The sequence below is a fragment of the Vibrio navarrensis genome, assembly GCF_000764325.1.
In the GTDB taxonomy this organism is placed as follows: Bacteria; Pseudomonadota; Gammaproteobacteria; order Enterobacterales; family Vibrionaceae; genus Vibrio; species Vibrio navarrensis.
In genome coordinates this window covers 1193092-1215231 of record NZ_JMCG01000001.1, presented here as the reverse complement: position 1 = coordinate 1215231, position 22140 = coordinate 1193092, and the positions used below count along the sequence as shown (strand labels likewise).

At 43.1% G+C, this 22140-nt stretch carries 15 protein-coding genes and 2 pseudogenes; 5 read left to right on the top strand and 12 right to left on the bottom strand.

Going from position 1 to position 22140, the window contains the following annotated elements:
- Positions 1-356 precede the first annotated feature (356 nt).
- From cas6f to EA26_RS05525, 4 genes and pseudogenes are all read right to left on the bottom strand, one after another.
- Entirely contained in the window at positions 357-962 is a 606-nt protein-coding gene (gene cas6f, locus EA26_RS05540) for a type I-F CRISPR-associated endoribonuclease Cas6/Csy4 (RefSeq protein ID WP_021449560.1), read from the bottom strand.
- Between the two features lie 8 nt (positions 963-970).
- Positions 971-2002 carry a type I-F CRISPR-associated protein Csy3 gene (csy3, locus tag EA26_RS05535; protein ID WP_021449561.1) on the bottom strand — a complete coding sequence of 344 codons (1032 nt, stop codon included), beginning with the start codon at positions 2000-2002 and terminating at the stop codon, positions 971-973.
- Positions 2003-2008: 6 nt separating this feature from the next.
- Positions 2009-4096: a type I-F CRISPR-associated protein Csy2 gene (locus EA26_RS05530; RefSeq protein WP_039425081.1), complete on the bottom strand. Its 2088-nt coding sequence runs from the start codon at positions 4094-4096 to the stop codon at positions 2009-2011.
- Positions 4097-4098: 2 nt separating this feature from the next.
- Positions 4099-4986: pseudogene (locus EA26_RS05525) on the bottom strand (TniQ family protein); the annotation flags it as partial.
- 79 nt (positions 4987-5065) lie between these two features.
- On the opposite strand from EA26_RS05525, the gene tnpA reads away from it, so the two are divergent.
- The 3 genes from tnpA to tnpC are packed head-to-tail and all read left to right on the top strand — an operon-like array spanning position 5066 to position 7328.
- The gene (tnpA, locus tag EA26_RS05520; protein WP_039423672.1) at positions 5066-5386 is read left to right on the top strand and encodes an IS66 family insertion sequence element accessory protein TnpA; all 321 of its coding nucleotides are present in this window, start codon (positions 5066-5068) and stop codon (positions 5384-5386) included.
- On the top strand, positions 5383-5736 hold the full coding sequence (gene tnpB / locus EA26_RS05515; protein WP_039423669.1) for an IS66 family insertion sequence element accessory protein TnpB: 354 nt from the start codon (positions 5383-5385) through the stop codon (positions 5734-5736). Before tnpA ends, tnpB begins: the two co-directional genes overlap by 4 nt.
- Before the next feature lie 59 nt (positions 5737-5795).
- Entirely contained in the window at positions 5796-7328 is a 1533-nt protein-coding gene (tnpC, locus tag EA26_RS05510; protein WP_039424673.1) for an IS66 family transposase, read from the top strand.
- A 21-nt stretch (positions 7329-7349) separates the two neighbouring features.
- Here tnpC and EA26_RS05505 read toward each other — a convergent pair.
- From EA26_RS05505 to EA26_RS05480, 6 genes and pseudogenes are all read right to left on the bottom strand, one after another.
- A pseudogene (locus EA26_RS05505) lies at positions 7350-7694 on the bottom strand (TniQ family protein); the annotation flags it as partial.
- 129 nt (positions 7695-7823) lie between these two features.
- Positions 7824-10646, bottom strand: a complete 2823-nt coding sequence (locus EA26_RS05500; protein ID WP_039425075.1) for a DEAD/DEAH box helicase — start codon at positions 10644-10646, stop codon at positions 7824-7826.
- Between the two features lie 21 nt (positions 10647-10667).
- Positions 10668-12179: a tetratricopeptide repeat protein gene (locus tag EA26_RS05495; protein ID WP_039425072.1), complete on the bottom strand. Its 1512-nt coding sequence runs from the start codon at positions 12177-12179 to the stop codon at positions 10668-10670.
- Positions 12180-12297: 118 nt separating this feature from the next.
- Positions 12298-15912 carry a DEAD/DEAH box helicase family protein gene (locus tag EA26_RS05490; protein ID WP_039425069.1) on the bottom strand — a complete coding sequence of 1205 codons (3615 nt, stop codon included), beginning with the start codon at positions 15910-15912 and terminating at the stop codon, positions 12298-12300.
- A 39-nt stretch (positions 15913-15951) separates the two neighbouring features.
- On the bottom strand, positions 15952-17133 hold the full coding sequence (locus tag EA26_RS20045) for a restriction endonuclease subunit S (RefSeq protein WP_052079624.1): 1182 nt from the start codon (positions 17131-17133) through the stop codon (positions 15952-15954).
- Entirely contained in the window at positions 17130-18740 is a 1611-nt protein-coding gene (locus EA26_RS05480) for a type I restriction-modification system subunit M (RefSeq protein ID WP_039425067.1), read from the bottom strand. Before EA26_RS05480 ends, EA26_RS20045 begins: the two co-directional genes overlap by 4 nt.
- 202 nt (positions 18741-18942) lie before the next feature.
- On the opposite strand from EA26_RS05480, the gene EA26_RS05475 reads away from it, so the two are divergent.
- Entirely contained in the window at positions 18943-19809 is an 867-nt protein-coding gene (locus EA26_RS05475; RefSeq protein ID WP_039425064.1) for a GIY-YIG nuclease family protein, read from the top strand.
- Here EA26_RS05475 and EA26_RS05470 read toward each other — a convergent pair.
- Both EA26_RS05470 and EA26_RS05465 read right to left on the bottom strand, forming a co-directional pair.
- Complete coding sequence (locus EA26_RS05470; RefSeq protein ID WP_039425061.1) at positions 19806-21188, bottom strand: DEAD/DEAH box helicase; 1383 nt, start codon at positions 21186-21188, stop codon at positions 19806-19808. The genes EA26_RS05475 and EA26_RS05470 overlap by 4 nt on opposite strands.
- Positions 21182-21727 (bottom strand): VspR family transcription factor, encoded by a 546-nt coding sequence (locus EA26_RS05465; protein ID WP_039425057.1) that lies wholly within the window; start codon positions 21725-21727, stop codon positions 21182-21184. The genes EA26_RS05470 and EA26_RS05465 overlap by 7 nt, the downstream gene beginning before the upstream one ends.
- A gap of 101 nt (positions 21728-21828) precedes the next feature.
- On the opposite strand from EA26_RS05465, the gene EA26_RS05460 reads away from it, so the two are divergent.
- A complete protein-coding gene (locus tag EA26_RS05460; RefSeq protein ID WP_039425052.1) occupies positions 21829-22137 on the top strand; it encodes a helix-turn-helix domain-containing protein in 309 nt (102 codons plus the stop codon).
- The last annotated feature ends 3 nt before the right edge of the window (positions 22138-22140 follow it).

The following is a 22140-nucleotide window of genomic DNA, read 5'->3' as shown; positions in this document are numbered from 1 at the left end:
CAAAAAACCACCAAGAGAAAACTTGATGGTTTTGATTATTAACTGCTTGTTCAGCAGGTAGGTTGCTTTCTTCCTGACCTATTCTTGGCTGCCTATGCGGCAGGTCACATCTGTTTTGATCACAACCTCCGTCGGCTGTAATTATTGGCTGCCTATGCGGCAGGACACGACACAGTTAGTATGCTAGCTATTGCTGATATTTTCTTAGCTGCCTACACGGCAGGACACTGTAGAATATAGCTTCTAACCTTCTGATTTTGAGTGCTTAAAATCACAATCCACCAAAATATTCTTTTTCTTCTTACTTCTGTAAGTCCCTGTTTTTGCTTCTCTAAAAAAGAGCTTTAGCAAAAGGGTTAAAAGCGTAACTCAGGCACCGTTCCTCTTCTTTCTTGATTGGTGGCTAAACCATAGCTATTGAAGTTTGCTCCACCACGCTCACCGACAAACTCCTTTTGTACAAACAACATATAATCTTCCCCAGATGAACCGCTGGAGATTGGTATTCGATGAAAACTATCGATGACACGGTCTTCGTTCGTTACTGGTAATCGTTGTTCAGCCCCAGAAAGCTCGGCTCTCACCATGCTACGTTTAATTCGCCGTTTCTTCGAGCCTAAAAAGCTCTTGTTAATCGTTTGGTTGCGAACAAACCTTACTTCCCCCAAGTTCTCCGGTACCTCACAGATACTCGATAGTTCGAATAAACCTTCTTTCACCATCAAAGAGAAATAGGGCTGAAAAGAGAGTCCAATCATCATCTCTTTATCTTCAGCAACAAAGGCTATAGTTTGGCCAACCGTAACATCACTCCAGTCGGGAAAAATCACGCCTATTTTATTGATGGTTTGTCGGTTATTGACCATAAACAAGTGCATTTGAGAGATACAACGCCCTGCTAACAGCTCATAGTCGGCTTGAACAGGGGTATAACGTATACAGAAGTAGTAACGCTTCGTCATAGACATCCTTACTTCGCTTTAGAACAATTGAAGAGACCACCCTTGATAAAGACCGACATAATAAAGTGCACGTCATTTGGGATGGTCTGAGAAACTGTCATTATCTCAATCCAATTTTCTGTATTTCTGACTAATTGGTAAAAGTCATTTCCATGGGACACATGTCGCCTTGCTATAACGTACTCTCGGTCAGCGCCATATTCGTTCACTCTTAATGGCTTATCAGCCTCTTCATGCCACCAATCGTCAATCGATTGTAACGCCGCACCAACTTTTTGTCCGTGAAACGCAACGGTTTCTTTTCCGCTCAAAAGCTCTACTGTGGCTAGCTGCTTAGTAGGGATTCCATCTTCTCGACTATCCAAAAACTCTTGGCTTGGGTAAACCTCATCTCCCCAGCCAACCTGCATTTTCGCTTTGATGTCCATGTAGAAGTATTCGGTTGGGTCAGACAATGCTCGCTCCAGATAGGCTGTAAGCCTTTCTAAGCATTCTGTTGAATCACCATCCCAATGACCATACCAAGAGAGTTTTTGAGCATGTTCGACAACGAAGGTATCCAATTCACTGGTCGTCACTTCAATAGTGATATTTCTGCACTCACGATTTCGCCATAACCAAGTACCAAGCAAGATGTTCTTCGCATAACGATTAGCTAACTCTTTGTATCCGTTGAGCTCTTTATAAATCTTAGCAAACATAGACAGTTTACTGCGCACTTCATCATCACTACAGATATTCGGTGTTAACGAATTGGCTCGAATTCGAAGTGAAAATGCGCAATAGATTTCATCAACGCCGGGCTTTACATAGCACTCTTCGATGAACTGAGGGTTCGAATAGGCCAAGTCTTGGGGGGCAACATTCTTGTCTACGAACTTGTTCCCCTTGTATGCTTCTGAATAACTCCCTTTTGGTGCGCGCAATCGGGTTTTATCTACATTAAGGGGACACATCTCACCACTTTCGGATAGATAGTAGAAATAAGCTTTGCCAGCAGATAGTGATCGGACATAGTTCAACTGAGTGCAAAGTTCCATAAGCGATTAATCCCTATAGTTTTTTATAAGAATAGTTTCGCTACTGCATTCTATCGACCAAAAGGCGTGGTTTAAAAAGTGATCCCGTCCACTAAAACGGACCTCTATCGGGTTTATTCGCTTAGCTAGCCCTATCGCATTCTCAGCATAAGCATGACAACCTGTGATTGCGTTATCCCGCTTAGTTGGATGCTCTAATAAATGGTAACCAAGAGAAACGGGCAAGTTATCATCGTCTTGAGTGAGCAACCGCTCTAACTCATCAAAATTAGTAGGCTGCTTTTCACTTGGGTATAACCATCGCCCGTATGCAGGTAATCCTTTTAAAACATGGAAAAGTTCACTCATGCCTGTAAATGTTCTAAGCCACTCAATCTTCGTCGATAGCTGTGGTTGGTATAATGCCCCTCCGGCGAAAGCAACGGGAAGGGCCGTTTTAAGCGCTGATCTAAAATCTGAAATTCGGCTTTCACTATGAACTCTGATAACTAAGTCTATTTCTAGGTCCGCCAATCGTTCACTACGAATGGTCGGTCGTTTCGCATTAGAGACCGTTCGCGCTTTGGCCACTGAATTAGGTTCTGTCAACTTGGCTGTTGATTGAATATTCTCGTTTCGAACATAAAAAGCGAAACTCGAAAACTCAACTGGGGAGCCATTGTTAACTAATTGATTAAATTGCCTTTGATAATCGTGCATGAACCCCCAAATGGCCGCCAAAGACGGCACACCACACAAACAAGGGTTACTCATCGCTGCCGCATCTTGCACTCTCATTGACGACAGGTAGATATATTGCTCCCCCGTCACTGTATCTTGATTGTTAATTGGCTTACTAAGTTGCTCAAGCACCCATGTCACTTGTGCTTTAGCTACCTGCATCAGTTTGGGATGATAAGCAAACTTGGCTGAATACATATTATTTTGAAACGTGAGATGTAAGCGTCGGTTAAACTCACTAGCCAAAGAGCCAAGCTCCCATTCTGGTAACGACAAAAAGGCTTGAGCTAAGGTGTCGTCATGCTCTAGTTGTTGCTGATTGGGTTCAGATTCGGCGATATCTCTTAACTCAATGAGTGGCAGCATCCATAAGGCTATTTGCTTTCGTAAAATCTTACTTCTAACCTTACGAGCTCTTTCTCTTTGCCGCTGTGTTTTGGCTGGCTCAGACCCAATTAGGCGATTTAGCACCTGACAAATTTTGGCGTTAGTTACCTGATAGTCATCAAAGTAATGACCACTCTTTTGACGGTTTCCCGTTAACGTCCCACCCTTGGCCTGCTTAACACCTAGCGGGTAATTTAGGACTCTCATATACCCACCCAAACTGCCACACAGGTTCCCAATACTGGCAGAATTAGGTAGTGACGAAGAGACAAAACTGAACTTGTTTTCTGGACTTCGCGCTCTTATTTCTAGTTCGCACTGAAGAGCATGACTCACAACGGGGGTGATCGAAACATAATCATCACCCCATGGAAACCGTAATTGCTTACTGTAAGTACTAACACTGTCGGGAAAACTATTCTCAGGAAGCTGTTCTTCAATTGCACGTTGTAAGCGAGCAAGTGACTTCACATCCAAGCCAAATTCTGTAAGCAGATCAAGCCAAACTGGATTTTTCTGCTGAATAAGCGAAAGAATACACACTGGCTGTGATTGCCATTTAAAAGGATTCAGTAACCATAACGTGTGACGATAGACAGCAGAGTTATGAGCCCAGCCCAATCGCTGATCCAATACTGCACTTGAAATAAACTCCTCTGCTGTAGAAAGAGGTCGCGCAATTATCCGTTGGTCCTTAACACGACAGTCTGGAAACTTTAGGTTATGTGTGTGGAACCACTGGATTTCAGCAAGAGAGGCATCTAAGTTTTCGCGGTCTTTAAAATACCTTTGAGCCCGAGCTACATCCAACCAATCCGAGCACCTATCAGCTTGATGACTAGAACTGAGATTGAGCAAAATCGTCAACGTTTCTTGTTCATACCCATCAACACAAACGTCTTCTGTATAGGGCATAAACATCTTTTTTAGAGCAGCTTGTTTTATTGCTTCGTCTTCAATTGCTAGTAGATCACTTAATTTCGTCATAATTACCACTCAGGTAGATACACGCTTAAACCGTCATTTTCAGAGCACATGCGAGTCAGCTTTGTTTCGATGACACTTCTTAGGGTGAACGCCGATTCATGACTGGCAATTTTGGTATGCATCCGCGGCCTAATCGCTGCTTTAATCTCACCAAACTCATACAACCGATACACCTCATCCGTTGTGCAAGAAAGCAATGTAGACACTTCTAAGGGGCTCAACAGCACATCGCCTAAATTTCCTTTTCTGCTTGAAGGTAGTGTTGCCATTAACTTTGTAAAGTAGGCTAACACTTGAGTGAGCACGCTATTACGCTCTAACTGCCTACTTGGTAACTGGCGGCAATCTTTAAGCAAAGCGCCAAACACCTCATTGAAAAACGTCTTTTTCCAATCTTTGATTCGAATGAGATCGGCTTTGTTTACCAACTCATCAAGTTCTTCCTGCATCACTCTTGGCCAACAAGAGCAATACTCAACAAATGACTCAAAACTGATGTTCTCAATATCGCCGTAACGATTAACGTACCATAGTAAAAAACCATAGCGCTCAGAGAGTGTCATTTCAGCCTTCAGTAATCCCAAAGGTTTTGAGTCATTTCCTGATAACCATCGAGCAACCAGTAGCGCAGCCACTGGCGCATCTTCTACCGGTGAGTTGCGGAGTTCAAAACCGCATTCGCATTGGCTAATACTCCCAGTGGTTTGGTATTCCAATCTCGATTGGCACTCTGGGCAGTGATGAACCAATTTACAACCATGGCGCTCACAAGCTTGCTGAGAAAGAAATTGCCACTGCTGGCGAATGTATGGAGCCTCACTAATACATAAAGGGCAAATAGGCGTGAAGCGTTTAGCAAGAAAAACGAAAGGATAATCAGAACCTAACCGTAAGCGCATCATAAACCCCGCATTCTAATCGTCTAGCCCGAATAATAAGATCAAACCTCCAACCCAAAGGAGATTTGAAATGGCCAAACGACGCACTAACCAAGAATGGCGAACCCTGTTCGAACACTATGAATCCAGCCAGTTATCACAACGATTATTCTGTGAACGTAACGGACTGAGTCTCTCCACTTTTTACGCTAAGCGCCAACAGTTAAAGCACTGCGAAAAACCGAACACGGTTGGCTTTGTTAAAACAGAAGTCGTTGAAAAGACCACAAAGTATCAAGCCACTCACGTTGCCGTTGCCAATATGACCCTGCTCGTCAATGATGTTGAACTGAGCATCCCACAAGGCACGCCAGCGACCTATCTCGCAGAGCTTATCGGTGCGCTGTCATGAAACGTATGCTCAGTGCTCCCGAAATCTATCTCTATCGCGAAAGCGTCGATTTTAGAAAGTCCATCAACGGCCTCGCGGCGATTATCGAAAGTGACACCGACTTACCCTTGGGCAGTGGTGCGCTGTTCCTATTCACCAACAAACAGCGCGATAAAGTCAAAGTGTTGTACTGGGATAAAACAGGCTTCGCTCTTTGGTACAAGCGCCTCGAAAAAGCCAAGTACAAGTGGCCTTCCAAAGAGCAAAATGAGGTGTTTACCCTAACTCAATTCGAGCTTGATAGACTGCTTTCTGGCTTCACGATTATCGGCCATAAACCCATTGAAATAAACGATTTTACAATGACTTAAGCGATAATAAAGTCTTATCCACCAAGCGTTAACGTCATGATTTTAGTATAATCAACGCCATGAAAAAGACGCTAAATATCAACCCAGAAAGCCAAGATGTTGCCGAGCTACAAGCGATGGTGAAAGTGCTGATGTCGGAGAAAAATGAGTGGCAACAAGAGCGTCAATCCCTACTTGAACAGCTCAAGCTTGCCTTCGACCGTCAGTTCGCTAAACGCTCAGAGGCGTTAAAGCCTTACAATGAATCCCAAGGTGACCTCTTCAACGAAGCGGAGTGTGAAGCTGCTAAGGAAGAAGAGGTTGATGTTGTCACAACGACCACCACAATGAAGAAACGCGGCAAACGTCAGCCCCTGCCAAAGAGCTTGCCTCGTGAGGTTATCGAACTTGATTTAGACGACGATGAAAAGCAGTGCACTTGCTGCCAACATCACCTGCATAAAATCGGTGAAGACCGTAGCGAGAAACTTGAGTTCACGCCAGCGGTACTCAAAGTGTTGGAATATGTTCGTCCTAAATATGCTTGCCGCCAATGCGAGCAAACTCAGGACAACAGCCGCATCGTTCAAAAGCCAGCGCCGCAAAGTATTATCCCTAAAAGCTTCGCTACAGAAAGCTTGTTGGCCAATATCATCCTCGGCAAATACCAATACGCGATGCCACTTTATCGACAAGAGTCGTTGTTTACCCAGTCGGGTATCGAACTCTCGCGCACCACCATGGCAAGGTGGATTATCCAAGTCAGTGAGAAGTTCGCTCCACTTTATGCGGCCTTGAAAGCGCACCTACTTGAGCAAATGGTGATTCAGGCGGATGAAACGCCGCTCAATGTCCTCAAAGAAGATAAACAGTGTTACATGTGGCTCTACTGCTCGGGCGCGGACTCGCCAGATGCCGCACTGCCCAATGTAAAAAATATCGTCTTGTATGACTATCAAAACAGTCGCGCGAGGTCGTGCCCTGTTGCCTTCTTGGGCGACTATGATGGGTATCTGCAAACCGATGGCTATGGTGTTTATGATGGGCTTCATCGAGTCACCAATGTCGGTTGCTTTGCGCATGCTCGGCGCAAGTTCATGGACGCGAAAAAGCTTCAAGGCAAAGGTAAGTCAGGCAAAGCGGATAAAGCGCTGGCCAAAATCCAGAAACTCTATGGGATAGAATCCCGCTTAAAAGGTGCCAGTGCCGAAAAACGGAAAGCAGAGCGCCAAGAGCATGCTAAGCCGATACTGGATGAGCTTTATGAATGGATGACAACTCAGAAAGTGCTTGAGTCTAGCCCGCTGGGTAAAGCGATAAAATACACGCTCGGTCAGTGGCCGAAGCTCATTCGCTATATCGATGACGGTCACTTATCGATAGACAATAACCGTGCTGAACGCGCAATAAAACCGCTGGTTATTGGGAGAAAGAACTGGCTCTTCTCGACCAATCCCAATGGAGCGGAAGCGAGCGCGATGCTTTACAGTATCGTCGAGACAGCGAAAGCCAACGGCCTTATCCTTTACGACTACATAGTCAAGTGCATGCAGGAGTTAGCGAAAGCAGAACCAGATATCGATGCACTCCTGCCTTGGAACTTCAAACACTAACAATATCGCCCCGTGGGTTCATGGGGCGGATACACCTAACCGATGAACTGCTTTGTATTCGGGAGAAAATTGAGCTTTTGAATGTGACAACGCAAGGCGAAGTGCACCAAAGTTATTGAGTTTTAATTGGTTCTCAAGATGGATAAGAACTCGCACCCGCATTTGGCTTGTGGTTTGCGCATGGTAGATATTGATCCGGTTGAGCTCAAGAGGGAAAGCGCCGGGAATCGCTTCATGCTGATCCAACGTGTCGAACCAGATGTCTTCAGCAAAATGAGAAAATCGCTCGTAGCCTTGTTCTTGCGATAAGCGCAGCAAAAAACTTTCGAGCGATTCGTCGGGGTAAAGTTGAATGTCTGTATTCACATATCACCACTAAAACTTAGAGTATCTAAGTTTTAGTATGATCGTGAATCCCCAAAAATCAAACTCTATGGAAACAAACCGTTAAGTTTAATCAACTTTAGAGAGGTAACATTTTAGTACGTCAATAATTTACGTATGAAATAATGCGGCCGCAATGGGATCGATACTTTCAGGGTGAAGCAGCTGATTCGATTTAGCCTTTAACACCTCTTCACTTTTGACTTGGGCAACTTGAAACAATTCCTTTAAGTCCCGTCTACTACTCTCATAATATGAAATATCATCATTTTTCAGCCAGTTGCAAAAGTCTTGAGTATTCAGCGCAACCTCTTTATCCTGACAAACTTGGATAGCAACTAACTCTTGTCGCTGTCTAAGTCCAAGAGAATTTTGCCACCTTAAATATGAGCATATTACAGCACCTTCTAACTGGGACGCCTTGCCAATAGAAGCCGTCAGTCCACCAAACTCATACGATTTCGCTTTTTTAAGTAAATACTTAAACAAAAAGTTATCGAGATCCATCATCTCGCAATTTTCACGACTCGCATGAAGAGCTCGGTCAAACGTAATCTGCCACTTAGTTCTCCTTACCCCCAAATCCGTTGCTACAGCATCATTTAGTTTAATCTGCCAGATAAGATCTTTATGGGTTTTACCTACAACTTCAATATTCAATAAATCAAACATTCCTTGCATAAAATACATCACATGCTCCGATGTAATGTTTAGCTCTTCTTTTGCCTCTTTAGGATCAAACCCTGCCGCATATTCGAATAGTTCACGCTGTTTACTCGCTGAATTTTTTGCTTTTTCTAGTGCTTCTTCGATACGTTCTCTGGTGCGAACTATACCATCGCTTGTAGCTTCCAGCAGGATATCTCCTACATCAACAAGGTCCGCGACTTCTCCCAAAATGTCATCACTTAAACGTTCATTGTATTCTCCGCTCAATGAAGCTAAGTCACCTACAACTTGTTCAATTCTTTCGTGCATCAGCTCCATGATTTGATCATCCATTGACTCAGGAGAATAAAGGTTAAAAACTACTACACGGTGCTTTTGACCATAACGATATAGGCGACCAATACGTTGAACCAATCTCATGGGGTTCCAAGGCAAGTCATAATTAATCATAATATGACACTTGTCTTGAAGGTTGATCCCTTCGCCACCAGCTTCCGTTGAAATCAAGAACTGCCCAACGTCTTCAAAGTTTCTGATAGCTTCTCTACGAACCTGATGCTTCATAGAACCATTAATCAAATTCACACAACCATCGCCATAATATTCTTCAAGGGCTGTCTTTAGATACTCTTGTGTTGAGCGATATTCTGTGAATATCAAGACTTTCTCTGATTTGTTATTTGCGAGTATTGACGGTATCAAAACCTCTTTAAATTCCTTTAGTTTGGGATCCGTTATAAGAACTTGTTCACTCTCTGCAATCAAAATATCTAACTGTTCTAACTCACCGTCAAAGAACTCTTTTCCTTGTGTAGTTTTCAAGTGTTGTTCTTCTGCTTCGCCAGAATAGCGCTCATCTTGTACCAATAGCTCATCATCAACATTTGCTGATTGAGACTCTTCAAGAAGCCTTAACTTCCGATTATGTAATGCTTGATTGATCGCTTTTGCGCTGGATGCAGCTAGTTTTCGGTAGACAGTCATAACAAAGCCAATTGCATTACCGGCTTGCCCCATCTCACTAGCTGTTTGATAACCTTTTCTCAGATAGGATTGAAGTGAACAATCAAAATCTTTTAATGCCTTGTCGTGCGTAACTCGTATCGCTTTTGTAGTTTTGCCTTTAAAGATAAAATTGCCTTCCAAATCGGTCACATCCGATTTATTGTTCCTAATAATCATCTCAGACAGGATCTCAGGGTTCAGTGCCAACGTCTCGATCTCGTCTTTTCTATCTGGGTTTAATAGCATCAATAAGCTTTGAAACTTGTCAGGTTTGCCTTGATGAGGAGTAGCAGTTAATAGCACCATGGCTTTTGTTTTAGCTCTCAAGAAATTAGCAAGTTGAAATCTATTCGATGCATCATATTTCATTCCATACTGTCTTCGACTAAGGCGATGAGCCTCATCAAAAATAACAAGATCCCAAGGCTCTGCTCGCAATAACTTTTCTAAATGATTATCTTCTTTGAACCTATCAATTGAGCCTATAACGTGTTTGTACATGCCCCATTCGCGCGCTTCATCAATATTGAAGTTCTCGCCATATATTCGGAATTCACTTAAGCCAAATTTATTATGCAGCTCTTCTTTCCACTGAGAAGTCAAGCCTGCTGGTGTAACTAATAGAACACGATCTGCTTGTCCTCTTTGCTCTAGAGCTTTTAGTAACATTCCCGTTTCTATAGTTTTACCTAAGCCAACATCATCGGCAATCATCCAGTTGAGGTGACCAGATGCTAGAATATGGTGAACCAAATGCACTTGATGTGGTAAAGGGTCAATGTCTAAGCGTGATAAAGACCCTGTATTTTCGTTCCAATTCTCAATAGCATGTGCAAGAACCTTTAGCTTAAATTTCATAGGTGTAGTTACATCACCAAAATCATTAGTACAGAATCGATGTTCTACACCTTTAATCCAAGACAGCCGCTCAAATGGTAACCAGCGAGTAATTGACGATTCAGAAAACTTGACTAGGACTTGATGGAAACCCGCAATTTCTTTTACTTTGAGTACGATCCCTTCTTTAAGACATAGCTCTACTTTAGACACTGGAACATGCTGTACCTCCATGCCAACCATAAAACCAGAAGCTACAGATGAAGCTGAAACGAGAGTCTGGCCATATTCACGATTTTGCCAACCAACCTTTAATGTAACTCCGTCGATATTATCCAAAACTTGGCGCACAAGACCGCGACCAAATTTTTCGTGTAACACCCAGCAACCTATAACAGGCTTGAGCCTCTTTTGAACATACATGGCCTTTTCCTCTCGTTCTATTTATGCTGTTTGGTTCCATAGCTCTAACAAGTAGTCATCAGTATAGTCATCACTGATAAACGATTTTTTACTCACGAACTTATTCGCCAAATCAATACCCATATCTTTAAGTAATAACATTTCATCCGAGTGTGGCAAATGGACCGATATTGCGTCTAAACCATCAAAAAACTCCGGGAGAGCAAAACCTCCAAACATCGAATCTATATTTCTGTAATGGAGACGATAACTAAATAAATAGTGATAAAAAGCAGGAAAACAGCGTCTAAGAATAGTAGACGCATACCAATGCTCAAACTCAACTTCTAAGAAATTATATATTTCTTCAAAAGCTGGGACGCCATTAAACAAATGAATTAAACGCAAAGCTTGTTTCCAACTACAATGTTTATAGGTTGAATCCGCACTCTCTCCGCTCAACCACGCTTTTGAGAAACTAATCCAATATCGTGAGCTATCTTTCCAAAATTTTTTAACTTCAAAGGCCAACTTTAACTCTTCTACTGTTGTCCCAGACTGAACTTCTCTTAATAATGCGACTTTTGTATTACTCCAACCTGGCCCACTGAATACATCAACCAAAAATGGTAATTCTCTGGCATGCCAGCCAAACTCGATTATACAGTCCACGGCAACAAAACGTGCTCGCTCTTCAATACTTAGACTGTTTTCTAAAACACTATTTTTTTCATTATTATCTTCATCATTAGCTTGCTCATCATCAATCCACAAATCATAAAGATCTAACTCGTTATTATCAGTTACATATAATTCCTCGTCTGAAATTACTTCTTCTACATAACTATATATATCAATCGATATATCATCATCCGTTTCTTCTTCATTTAATATATCGAAGTACTCATCTAGCCCTTCCACCACATAATCACCTAAACCATCGACTAGACTGTGTGATTCTCCACGTTGAACTTCGATGCAACTCCCGCTCGGGCTTGACTCTTGTGTACCAATTTTGGGTACTTCAGTTGCGACTTGCTTTATGGATGATGATCTGTCGGCAAGGTCTCCTTCATCCGACAGGTGTGAAGGTTTGAGGGTGACATTCTTTCTCTTTGAACGATGATATATTTTAACCTCTACTTCATCAGATGAGTCATTCACCCTTTTGTTTAAGCTCAAAGTTTTTCTGGATAGTTTTTTTGGCTGAGAGTCAGAACTTTCAAAATTGTACTCAACATCCACTAGCTCATTTGATTTGTCAGCCAAAAAAGCAACATCACTCTCATTTGGCAATTCAATCTCAGGATGGATAGCATAATGAGATGAATAATCAAAAACGGCTACGGTATGTTCTTTTGCTTTGGCATGGTTTCCAAGTTTCCGATAGAGATCATTTAAGACACCAAGCAGCTTATCTGAACGAGGTTTTTCATTATGTGCTTGCTCTAGTAACTTAACAGCCTGCGCTATTTCACCTATATCTACTAATCGAGCTGCCCGTATTAGGATGTCAGCCTCACAAGCAAGAGCTATTGATACAGTTTTACTCACCTAGGTTCCTTCTATTTGTAGCCCAGAATAATCTGGACAGAGCAAAAGATAAGATCAAAATCTAATATCCTTCCCTTCCTGGGTTACGACTGTAGATCCAAGCATCTAATGATGTACTTTAAGCACTAATACTTTCATTAACCACTGCATTCGCATTCACCTTGCGAATCACCCCAAACAACTCGACTACGGTGCCTTCATCAAAGAAGCCGTAGGCGCTTTCGCCGTGGTTATCAGTAAAGGGTGGCTCGAACAGCTGTGACATATCGAGAATGCCGTTGTTAACGAGGTAGTCGATCACTTGGTCGATGAATTCAATCTGTTCAGCGTTATAAGACGCTTCATCGAGAAAGGCACTAAATGCTTCTCTAGCCGCATTCTGATCTAAACCCACTAATTGACGGATAAAAGTACCTAGAGGCTTCTCTTGTAAGATTTTCTCACGGTAAGTTTCAACATCGCTAATCCCACTCGCTTCCAATAGCAACCCTTCTAAAACATCCAAATCCGCTTGTGTGATGGCCTTATTGCGCTTTAGCTTTTGGATTGTTAAATGATCTTGGTGGTCTTGAATATAGAGCTCAATTTTTTTGCGATACTGGGCTAAATCAACACTCGGGTTCTTGTACACGTTTGTCACGTCATGGACACCTTGCACCTCATCTTCAAAGTTGGTGTACACCATCTCTTTTTTATCTTTGTCCAACGCAAACATGAGATTTCGTAATTTACGACGCAGCTCTTCCAGCGTGACTAAGTGGATGTCTTGCCAAAACTCTTGAGTCTGAACATCTTGAATTAGCGGTAACTGAGCCTGTACTGCTGGAATGGTTGATTTGGCTTCTAACTGCTCGGCGAACTCGATCACTCTTCCACGGATCGTTTCAGAGATCATCCCTTTCTCTAACAGGTCTAACTGCATGGTTAGAACTAAGCTATCAAAGCGGTGTGATAGGTGATTAAGTTGCTCATCAGAATTAAAGGCTTCCGCTTCCGTTGGCAGCTGTGAAATCTGATTCTCTAGCTCACTAAACTTAGCGTCATCAATGTTATCCCAATACTTACGGTCTAAAAACGGCTCAATCGCTCGACGCTTCGGCCTTACGATAAAGTTATCGAGATTCATCCCGCTGACAATGTGGTGCAACATATCCAGTTGATAACGGTTTAACTCAAAATAGCGCTCATAGTCTTCTGGGTTTTGCTCGCGGAAATCTTCATTATTCAACTTGCTGTTGAGTAATGTGCTGAGTAAAACGCGTTTTTCGAACACCTGTTGAGTCACTGGTTTCGCGACTCCTACCGGTAAACCTTCGGGGTTCGCATCGAAGTATTCAAAGTTCTGGCAGTAATCAAACACCTTGAAGGTTTTCTTGTCGTCATTCGGGCCAAACAAGTCTTTGCACAAACGTGTTCCGCGGCCAATCATCTGGGTGAATTTCACCTTTGAACGAACCACTTTGAAGAACACAAGGTTAACCACTTCAGGTACGTCGATCCCGGTATCAAGCATGTCGACCGAAATAGCGATCCGGCAGGTAGGGTTTTTCGGGTCAAAGTCTTTACGCTCGTTTTCGTCACCGCTGAATTCATCAATTAAGCTTTGAGCATAAGTTTCTTTGAAGGTGATCACTCGCGCTAGCTTGCCCGCCCACTTAGGGTAGTTCTTATTGAATACTTCTTGTAAAAACTGAGCGTGAGGGTTATTAGCAGCAAAGATGATGGTTTTACCAATTACATCGCCGCCTTCAACGTGAACTCCACCATGCTCATCTTTACTCATTAACTGAGCAAACATCTTCTCGGCAGTATCAGTATTAAATAAGAAGTTATTCACCTCGGATGGCAATACTTCATCTCGATCTTGCAGCTCCGCTTTGTTTTCCCACTCTTCTTGTTCTTCAGGTGATAAGTCTTTGTACTTTACCCCTTCACGTAGGAACTTGGTCGCGACTGAAATCTTGGTTGGCGGCACAAGGTAGCCTTGGTCATACGCTTTTTCGTCTTCGTAAGCGTAGGTTGGCATCCCTTTTTGCAGGTCAAAAATACCATAGGTATCTTTTTCGACTTCATCTTTGGGTGTTGCTGTTAAGCCTAGGAGAAAGCCGTCGAAGTATTCAAATATCTGGCGATACTTTGAATACACGGAACGGTGCGCTTCATCGACAACAATCAAATCGAAATGACCGACGCCAAAGGGTCGCTCATTCGCGCCACGATCAAGCAAATTCTTCATGGTTGGGTATGTCGAGAAGTACAAACGACTATCGATGTTGTCTTTGCTTTGGCTGGAGTCAAGAATTGAGCAACTGACACGAGGCAGTAGCTTAACAAAGTTCTTCTTGGCTTGGGTGAGTAGTGCATTACGGTCAGCAAGAAACAGAATGTTCTTAACCCAATTATTCTTCACCAACAAATCAACAAGGCTGATCACGGTACGAGTTTTGCCCGTACCCGTCGCCATCACGAATAGCCCTTTGCGCTCATGTTCTAGCTCAAAATCTTGCAATAGTTTGGTGATGGCTGATTTTTGATAATGGCGGTTGGTGATGTCGTTGTTAATAACAAGATTGCTGTTCGGTTGGCCATTTTCAAAGAAAGGTTTACGGTCGGTACGACGCTTTACCATAAGCTCAAGTTCGGCTTTGGTGTAAAAGCCTTGAACTTGACGTGGCGGGTAGAAATGATCATCCCACAGATACGTTTCATACCCGTTGGTATAAAAAATCACAGGACGCACACCACACTGTTTTTCTAAGCAATCGGCGTAAAGCTTGGCTTGTTGTTGCCCATCTTCGGCTCGGCGGTGAGTGCGTTTTGCCTCAACAACCGCGAGCGCCGTGCCGTCGTCACCCCATAGCACGTAATCAACAAAGCCATTGCCATTAGGGTTGGCCTGCGAAATGGGCATGCCAGATACAGGGTATTCACGGTCTCGCTTATGCTCTAGTTTCCAACCGGCCTCGTGCAGAAGCACATCGATAAGATAAGTGCGTGTTTCTGCCTCGTTGTAATCGTGGGTATCTGTGACTTTTTCCGCACTTTGTTTGGCTTGTTCTATCTGCTCAAGTAAGGCTTGGTTCGCTGCTTTTAGCGCCTCGTTTTCTTTGAGCTGCTTGAGGTAAGCTTCACGCTCGACTTTGTCCGCTTGCTCTAGCAGCGTCTCTAGCTCTTGAACCCGCTTGATGCTGCTTAGCGCTTTCGTCGCCACTGCTGCATCAATTGACACTTGTTGCGAAATCAGTGCTTCATCAAAAGGCGGAACCACAAACTGACTGCGATCAAGATTAGGGGTGTAAGTGCGAATAAACCAATACAACACATGATGCAGCTCTTTCACCACTTGCAGGGCATCACGCTGTGGCAGTGTGGTTTTGCTGTGTACCGCCTCGTTACCCAGCCTAATCACCAGCTTGAGCTTAGGAAATAGATTTGTGGTGAGGTTTTGCTTAAAGCCCTTGTCATGAATGAGTGACATTAAGGCCACATCATGGCGCGGGCGAGTCATCCAGTTATCAATGTCAAATACGGTTTCAACCATTAACTCCAAGGCATTGCGGGCATAGAAACCAGCAATGCGCGGATCGGTCTTGATGTTGCGCTCCGCATTTTTGGCGCGAGTTTGAATTTCGGCACAACGGCTAGAAAACAGATCATCGCCTTTAATGGCAATATCCATAAACGCAAAGTTACTATCGCCTTGAGCGCCTTTTGAATCAACCGTATCTGACATTGAATTTCCTTTTTACATCATTATTCTTTTTAGTATTCGTTATAGCGTTAGCTTGCCTTTAAAAGCTTTTTGCATGAGAGCGTTGAAGTTATTTTCGGTTTCTTGATACAGACAAGCATTTTGCTTCAACTGTTCTTGGATCTTTGCCAGCTTCTTTGAATACGCTTTTTGATCCTTCAGATCGGGTAAATAGAACTCAAAAGCAGCTAGCTCTTTTCTATTAATTTTAGGGATATTTGCCCTAGAAGGTAAGGTTTCTAAATAATCATCAAAGGCATCTGACAAAATCAACCCCCAAATGAACTCTCTAGTCGATACTCCATCAACAGCCTCTAGAGGATACATATCTGCACTGCAAAGCCCACTAAACTCTGGAATAGCTACCTTTTTCAGATTTGGACGGATTTTCGAAAACAACACGCAACCTTTCTGAAAGTTAAATTTCCCACTTACTAGAGCATCCTCCCTTGCCGTTCTGTAAGGCAAGATTCGACCAGTTCTTTTTTCAAGATGTTCAGGTCCGATATGAGGTAAGTTTTCAAATTCGGGGAGTCGCGGATCAACTAGTTTAGAGTTAATTTCAAAAATATCGTCAAATTTAACCTTCTTTGAATTAAAGCTATTTGATCGAACATCACCAAACATATCAATAAACACTGACTGAGCGAGGCTGTTTAGCTCTTGCTCCAAAAGCTTACAGTCTTTACGCAGTTGGTCGGCTTTTTCGAGCACCGCTGCGATTTTCTTTTGGGTTTCTAGTGGGGGAAGTGGGATTTGTAGCTGTAAGAACCTCACTCGATCTAAGTTTGAAATATTTGTGGTTTTCTTTCCTAGATGACGAATGCGCTCTTGAGTCTCATCCATAGATAAAAATCTAAATAAATAATCGGGATCAATTAGCTCAGATTTAGGGCGTAACAGTGAAATGAAGCCACCAATAGTTGACTTGTATTGCGTTTTTACAACACGCACACATTTTCCAACCAACTCCCAACTATTGGCAGTTGAAATAAGAATATCACCTTGATTTACATATAATTCATCACGCTTAACGAAGCTTGAGGGGACTGCTAGCAAATCACTTTCATCAAGCTCTTTTTGGATATTTTTTGTTCGAAAACATACTACTGATTCACTACTACCAACCTCAACCTTATCATCAGGCTTAAACGTAATACCTCGGTGAAAAGTCAAGACAGAATCTAAAGTTACTAGCTTCATTTAAGCAACCCTTCCAACTCAACCACACCTTTCGCCATCTTCTCTTGCAGGGTTTTAATTCGCCCTAATATCTCTTTTGGCGAATCGTACTGCACTTCTTCATACACCACTTCTTTGTAGCGGTTGATGCTTAGATCGAAGTCGTTATTGGTGATGTTTGATACCGGAACCATAAAGCTCTGCTCGGTTCTCTTACGCTGGTATTCTGGGCTATCGCTGTTCGGCGTATTGTCGGCATTGGTTAGGGTTTTAAAGCGCGCGATGATATCGGCAATATTGCTTTGCTCGTGCGTGGGAGCTTCACCCTCTTTAAACAGTTGGGTGCGCTTATCATCCAGTGAGTAACCATCTGCCTGCATATCGTAGAACCAAACGTTATCGGTACCGCCACTGTTGGTTTTGGTGAAGATAAGAATCGCAGTACTTACCCCTGCGTAAGGTTTAAATACCCCTGAAGGTAAAGAGATCACCGCTTCCAGCTTCTGCTCGTTAACGATTTTCTGACGAATGCTCTTATGAGATTTGGTGGAGCCAAAAAGAACGCCATCCGGCACAATCACCGCCGCTCGGCCACCGACTTTCAACATACGAAGAATCAAGGCTAAAAACAGCAGTTCAGACTTTTCGGTTGGGCCCTTCTGTTTCACCTCAACTTGAATTTCGTTGCCCTGTTCGTCGATTTCGGTTTTGAACTTAGGTGCCGATTTTTTAACAATAGGGTTCTTACCCAGTGCGCGCAGCAAATCTGGTGCGACGATGTCAAAATCCACCGAGCCTTTGAATGGGGGGTTAGCTAGGATGAGGCTGTAGGCTTCGGAGATATTCTCATTGCCTTGATCCTGCAAGCTATCACGGTAATGGACCGACGGGTTTTCAATCCCATGCAGTAGCATGTTCATGGCACCGATGCGCAGCATGTGTCTATCAAAGTCAAAGCCAGTGAACATTTCATTATTAAAGTGCTTACGGTTTTCCGGTTTGTTCACTTCTTTCGCGTGATGCTCTTCAACGTACTCAACCGCCGCCATTAAGAAACCACAAGTCCCTGATGAGGGATCACAAATGGTATCGCCCACTTTGGGCTGCATCAGCTCGACCATCATTCGGATGATATTACGCGGGGTACGAAACTGACCATTTACACCTGACTGTTGCAGCTTACCGAGCAGGTATTCGTATAAATCGCCCTTGGTGTCTTTATCGTCCATGTTAATGGCGCTGAGCAATTGCACGACCTGATCGAGTAGTTTGGCCGATGGGATCATGAAAATCGCATCTTTCATGTGCTCCGCAAAACTACCTTCGTTTTGCAGCGTTTTGATTTTGGGGAATACACGATCACGGACGATTTCCATCATGACGTCTGGATCTTTATCTTTGAAGTTGCTCCAGCGCAGGGCTTGCTCGTCTGGTCCAAAGGTTGGGTTATTCAGCGGCAGACCAGTGGCTTGGCTGCGGCGCTCAGCGGTCTTTTGAAGTTCGTCTAAACGACGAATAAACAGCAGGTAGGAGATCTGCTCAATCACTGATATGGGGTTAGCGACGCCGCCTGTCCAAAACATTTCCCAAACTTGGTCGATCTGATTACGAATTTTGCCTGTTAGCATGGTGATTCTCTTTGGTAACTTGTTCGTCTCTTAACAACAAGAAAACAACTTAATGAAGTATCAATTTATCGCGCGATTTTACCATACAAACTCAGTTTTACGTTAATGTGCATCACATTGAATTAATTATAAATAAAAGTGCTATTTTTTATTCAGTTAGCTAGTATCTATTGCATCGATTTTTGTGAGAAAGTGAACGACGATGACAAGAGGAACGCAGCTCAAAATATACCTAGCGAATGGCTCTGTAACAGGCATTCGACATGCTGAAATTGTCAACTGGACAGGTCAAGCGATTGCTGTTCCTAGAGTACACATCAAAGAGCTATCTGAATGGGAAGAGACTCAGCGTCCTGGGGTTTACTTTTTGTTTGGTTACAATGCTGAAAGTGGTAATAGCCTTGTTTACGTTGGAGAGGCCGAACACATTCATAAACGCTTGTCGCAACACTTAGTTGGCAAAGAGTTTTGGAATGAAGCGATTTGCTTTACCAACAAAGATGAAAATTTAACTAAAGCGCACGTTAAATATCTTGAAGCCCGCTTGATCGAGATAATCTTAGAATCAAAGCGATACGATCTCGACAATGACAAGCAACCGCCCACCTCTTCGCTGCCTAGAGGAGAAAGAGATGCTATGGAGACTTTCATTGAAAATATCCGAACTGTTATTGGCTCTCTAGGTCATAAATTATTGGAGCCAAGGGTGTCTCTAACCTCTCCTTCTCAAACAAACGAACCAGAAAACACTGTATTACAGCTTAAGGTCAAAAAAGTGGATGCTAAAGCAATGCTTACGGATGAAGGCATTGTTGTGTTGAAAGGTTCTCAAGCGCTAACCACCGCACAGCCTAGTTTGTCTAAAGGCTATACGAAGCTACGCAGTAGCCTCGAAGAAAAAGGGATTCTAACGCCATCTGGCGATCATCTCGTCGCGGTTGAAGACATTCTCTTTACAAGTGCCTCGCAAGCCGCCGCCGTCTTACTTGGCTATCCTTGCAGCGGCCCCGATTACTGGAGAGACACTTCTGGTAAAACGTTGAAAGAGATTGAAGCCGAATCCGTTTAAGTGAACGCGGCGATGACACGTTGTTTAAACTGTCCCAATCGCAATTCGTCATATAAGAGGGCGTTGTTTGTATTATTTGACTCAATAACAGCAGAAATATTTTTCCAACTCAGTGTGCTCGGTTGGGAATAACTTGATTGGATTCGATCACTTACCGTGCTCGATAATGAAATGGGTTCATCGGCAACATTCTGCGCTCCCTCTTCTTGTTTAAGGAACATACAGGTGTCTGGAATATCCTGTTCAATTCTTTCAGCAAACTCAATCAAACTTTCTTCAGCAAAGGTATACAACCATGCTTCTTGGTTCACTGAGTCGTTAACTCTCAATATTCTTCCAAGGACCTGCCTGAAATAGAGTTCTGTTTTCACTGAGCTCATATGACAGCAAACCTGCAACCGGGGAATATCCGTACCTTCACTTATCATCCCAACACTGACTATCCACTGAACATTCGAGTGTCGAAAAGATTCAATTTCATTTAGTGGGTTTACATGGTGATAAGTCACAATGCTGGCTGATTGATTAAACTGCTCGACCAAACGTTTTTGAATATCTTTCGCGTGCTTGATAGAAGCAGCGACCACTAACCCGCCTGCGTTTGGCGAAAGTTCCCTGATCTGCGCTAGCTTTTTACAGGCACTGTTCAAGATGTAATGCATCGCTTCTTCATTGTGAATGACGCTTTGATATGAAATATCAGATTGTTTAAGGCAATCCAAAATGGACGCAAAATGTTGCCTATTGCCTCCAGACGTAATACTCAAATGCTCATTATCGATTAAGACAATTTTCGGTTGGCGACAAACTCCGTCTACAACCGCTTGCTTTAAGCCATACTGGTAATCGCAGATAAGCATCCCTTCAGGGTCAGAATATTCTGCCATCACAATCGGCAGTCTGTCTGAACGCCAAGGAGTGCCTGACAATGCCAGCGTGTATCGTGCAAGTCCTTGTATCTTTGAGACTATCTCTACACCCCAAGAGTTTGATCGACCATCTTCTTCAAACGAACAGTGATGAATTTCATCAAATACGACTAAAACTCGATGTTTGCTGATAGTGTTCCAAAAGTTATCGTCAAAAAAACGGATAGATTGGTAAGTATAAGATCCTCCCAGAGAACCTAACCCTCCGTTAAATGAGCACTCTAATTTCCATGCAAACGTTTTTTGCATCCCTTCAGCTACGGACAAAGATGGCGAAAAACAGAGCACTAAGTCAATCATACCTTCTTCAAATAAGCGCCTTGCTACCTCGGCAGCCATAACGGTTTTACCTGCACCAGGAGTCGCTTGGCAGAAGAAATGCGGTCGTCTACTGGATGCAAATTTATTGATAGCCCGCTCTGTACAGTCGGCTTGCCATGCTCTTAGCATTGTAGAGCCCTACCTTGTACCACCTGTATCCAGTTGGTTAGTGCATTGATTTTGCCCAATAGCTTAGCTGATCGCTCTCTCGCTGCGTTAAATAGAGGTTGCATCTTTTGTCTGCTGTGTGGGAAACGCGTCAATAACGACTGATATTCCTCTATCTCCCCTAGAGTAATCGCGAGCTCTCCTTCATATTGCTTTTTCTCTTGCTCCAATACCATTAGAGGTGTATCAGCAGTTTGAACCGCTATTGGATCAACGTTAACTTTACTCTTTCTAGCCACTCGGGGCTCGACTGTGAGTGCTTTGAACTCGCTAGTTTGATGGTAACGTTTCGCTCTGTGGGTCCCAACAACAGAAAGCCAACCTTTCTCCTCGAATGATAGAAGTTGCTTATACACATACTTTCGAGCGTCATCCTTACTCGGGAAGGTCACACTATTGTTTAGTAAAGCATCCCTAGCTTCTATGACTGAAAAGCCATCCATTCCTTTTTCAATCAATAAGTTAAACATGTCAGGGTTAATTCTGGTTACTTTATTCATATCACTAGTACAAACAGCTAAAACTTAGGATTGCTAAGTATACAAAAATCAGTAAAACTTAGACAATCTAAGTTACCTAGAGGTTGAAAAGAAATGTGTAAGTGCAAAAAAACAACCCAATACCAGAGAGGCTCAAAGCTGCGCGTAAAAAAGCCAAAATCACCCAAAAAGATTTAGGGGTGAAAATAGGCATGGAACCCAGCTCAGCAAGTGGGCGGATGAACCACTATGAGAAAGGTAGACATGTGCCCGATCTTGGCACGCTCGAACGAATGGCTGAAGAGTTAAACGTACCACTAAACTACTTTTTCTGTAGAAACGAGTTAAGTGCTGAACTGGCTTGCGTGATTGACAAAATGAGTGATGAAGAGAAAGCAGCGCTGTTGGACAGCCTAAGCCGTGAAAAATAGCCT